This window comes from Syntrophomonas wolfei subsp. methylbutyratica (assembly GCF_001570625.1).
In the GTDB taxonomy this organism is placed as follows: Bacteria; Bacillota; Syntrophomonadia; order Syntrophomonadales; family Syntrophomonadaceae; genus Syntrophomonas; species Syntrophomonas methylbutyratica.
This window is the reverse complement of sequence record NZ_BBQT01000041.1, coordinates 1-2499: the sequence shown is the minus strand read 5'-3', so window position 1 is coordinate 2499 and position 2499 is coordinate 1. Positions and strand designations below refer to the sequence as shown.

The following is a 2499-nucleotide window of genomic DNA, read 5'->3' as shown; positions in this document are numbered from 1 at the left end:
TGTAACTGTCAAGTAAAAATGAACAAAAAATGATAAATAACTTTGGACACCTAGTTATTCCCAAAAATGGTTTGGCGGTGTTTTAAACGATAGCTGTCACCGCTTAAATGGATAACCTCACTTTTGTGGATTAAGCGATCCAAAATTGCAGTTGTAATCGCTGGATCACCCAGGATATCTCCCCAATCTTCTGGCCCCTTATTTGATGTAATGATGATGGAGGTTTGACCGTAGAGCTTGTTGATTAGTTGAAAAAAGAGGTTTGCCTCGTGTCGGTCAATAGCCATAAACATTAAGTCATCAATAATCACCAGGTCAGAACCGACCATTCTTTTTACCTTTGCCCTGGAGTTACGGCTAATTTCCTCGGTTTTGAGAAGACGGATCAGTTCGTCCATCTGAACAAAAGTTACCCGGTAACCCCGGCTAATGGCTTCAATCCCCAGGCCAATAGACAAACAGGTTTTGCCAACCCCGGGAGGGCCTAGCAGAATTAGGTTGTAGGCCTGTTCCAGCCAGATAAGCTCCTGTAGCTGTTTTAGTTGCTTTTTACTTAGAGATTGTTGCTCTGAAAGGTCAAAATTGTCCAGGGGTTTGTATTCAGGAAAAGCTGCTAGCTTGTAGAGCCTCCCTAACTGTTTTTCCTCTCTTTTCTTTATCTCATGCTGCACCAGGTTCGTTAGAAACACTTGGTAACTGGGTTCCGTCACCTGGGCCTCAAGCAGTCTTTCTTCTACCACAGCAGCTGCTTCCGTTATCTTTAAGCGTTTCATATCGTTTTTGAGTTGTTCAAGTTCTGCTGACACTCTCTCACTCCCTGTAATTCTTGTATATAGACGTTAATATCTCGTACTTCTACACTGGTTTTAAGTACAGAACGGTCAACCTCGTAAAGTGGTTGAATATCATTTTTAATACTTAGTTTTTCTTCTGCCACGTTATGAAAATGGTTAAAATGATTTAATGAATCCACAAAATCAGTTGCTCCGTAAAGCCTGTTTTTCAAGCAGTAGTTAAGTGCCTTGCTGATAACCTCGGGAGATTTATCCAGGCTGTGATCTTTAATTATTTTTAACTGATCCCGTATGTAGCGAGGTTTTTCCTGCCGCACCAGACCTAGAAAATCATAAGCTTGCTGGGAATCGTTAAGGATTTGCGCCACTTCTTGCAGATAGGTATCAATGCCCTTATCTTTTTCTCTGCGGCAATCACTGCTCTTAATGAGTCGGCCTTTTTCAAGGCATACGGGATAGCGGATAATCTCTAGCTCATCATCGAGGTTTGCAATGATTAATATCCCCTCATCCTCCTTAACAACAACCCTTCGTTCAGGTGCATAGGTTCCTAACGGTAGGGCATAACGGTTACCCTTATAAACGATGGTATTGTCTTTGCGAACCACTCTAGTTATAATTTTAGTAGTTGAAATATTTATCTTGTGGGGTACCGGGATGAGGTGTTGTTTTTCAAGGGCGAACACTTCTACCGGTATCTTTTTTGTTGTATTGTGAACTTTTCCATTTCCGGTCCGTTCTAACCAGGCCAAACAGTCTTCGTTTAGTTTTTCCAGGTTATGAAAGGTGCGGTTTTTAGCAAAATTCCTTTTTACATATTTCACTACATTTTCAACCTTTCCTTTTGTTTCCGGGTCCGCTTTTCTGCACATGTAAATCTTGAATTTTCGGGTCTTTTGGTATTCTCCAAACTCTTTGGTGAGCAGCAGGTCTCCGCCGTTCTCACTTACCAGTATTAGGTGATCCTGGTCGTATACAATTTCCTTAGTCATCCCTCCATAGTATTCAAATGCGTTTTCATGAACGTTAATTAAATCTCGAGTTGTAAACGGGCGGTCCAGCCACTCCACATATTTATGCCGGGAGTGGGCCAGGACGAAGGTTGCAAAATACAGGGTTACCATCCTAGCAATGCTGCTACGTAGAGCAATTTGTCCAAAGTCCATCTGCATTTGCTGGCCGGCAGGTAATTCATCAACGGCTTCGTATTGACGCACGTACTTAACCTGGGGAATAACACACTCCTCTCGTAATTGTCTGACATAGTTTCTAACTGTTCCTTCGCTAACACCTCCATCAAGTTTTCTTTCCTGCAGCCAGTCGAGCACCTGTGCACTGGTCATATCCTGATATTGTATCAACCAGGATTTAATTAGCTCCCGATGCTTATCTAGTTTCTTGGTTCTGGTTTTTCGATTTTCTAAAATCTGTTCCATTTCTTCTGGTGGCATATCCAGATACTTATATACTGTAGTTCGAGATAGGTCTAGACGCCGGGATATCTGGCTTACGTTAAAATGCATTTTCTTTAGATCCTGGATTTCTAAATACATATTCCACCCTTCTGCTACGTTCATTTCTTCCTCCTCTGCTACGATAAAAGCTGTTTTATTTCCAGCTCTATCATAGCTGATTTGGAGGATTGTGGTAAATACTGTTCATTCTTATTTGTTGTTTTCTGTCCATTTTAGCTTAGCGGTTACAG

The 2499-nt window shown here is 41.6% G+C and carries 2 protein-coding genes; both read right to left on the bottom strand.

Annotated features, from left to right (window positions below; genetic code table 11):
- Positions 1-50 precede the first annotated feature (50 nt).
- Positions 51-806 (bottom strand): IS21-like element helper ATPase IstB, encoded by a 756-nt coding sequence (gene istB, locus AWB54_RS14845; RefSeq protein WP_201785631.1) that lies wholly within the window; start codon positions 804-806, stop codon positions 51-53.
- Positions 770-2371, bottom strand: a complete 1602-nt coding sequence (istA, locus tag AWB54_RS14840) for an IS21 family transposase (RefSeq protein ID WP_061215378.1) — start codon at positions 2369-2371, stop codon at positions 770-772. Before istA ends, istB begins: the two co-directional genes overlap by 37 nt.
- Positions 2372-2499 lie beyond the last annotated feature (128 nt).

Coding starts and splice junctions, on each gene's coding strand:
- istA (WP_061215378.1), bottom strand. CDS start 2,371: ATGAACGTAGCAGAAGGGTGGAATATGTATTTAGAAATCCAGGATCTA.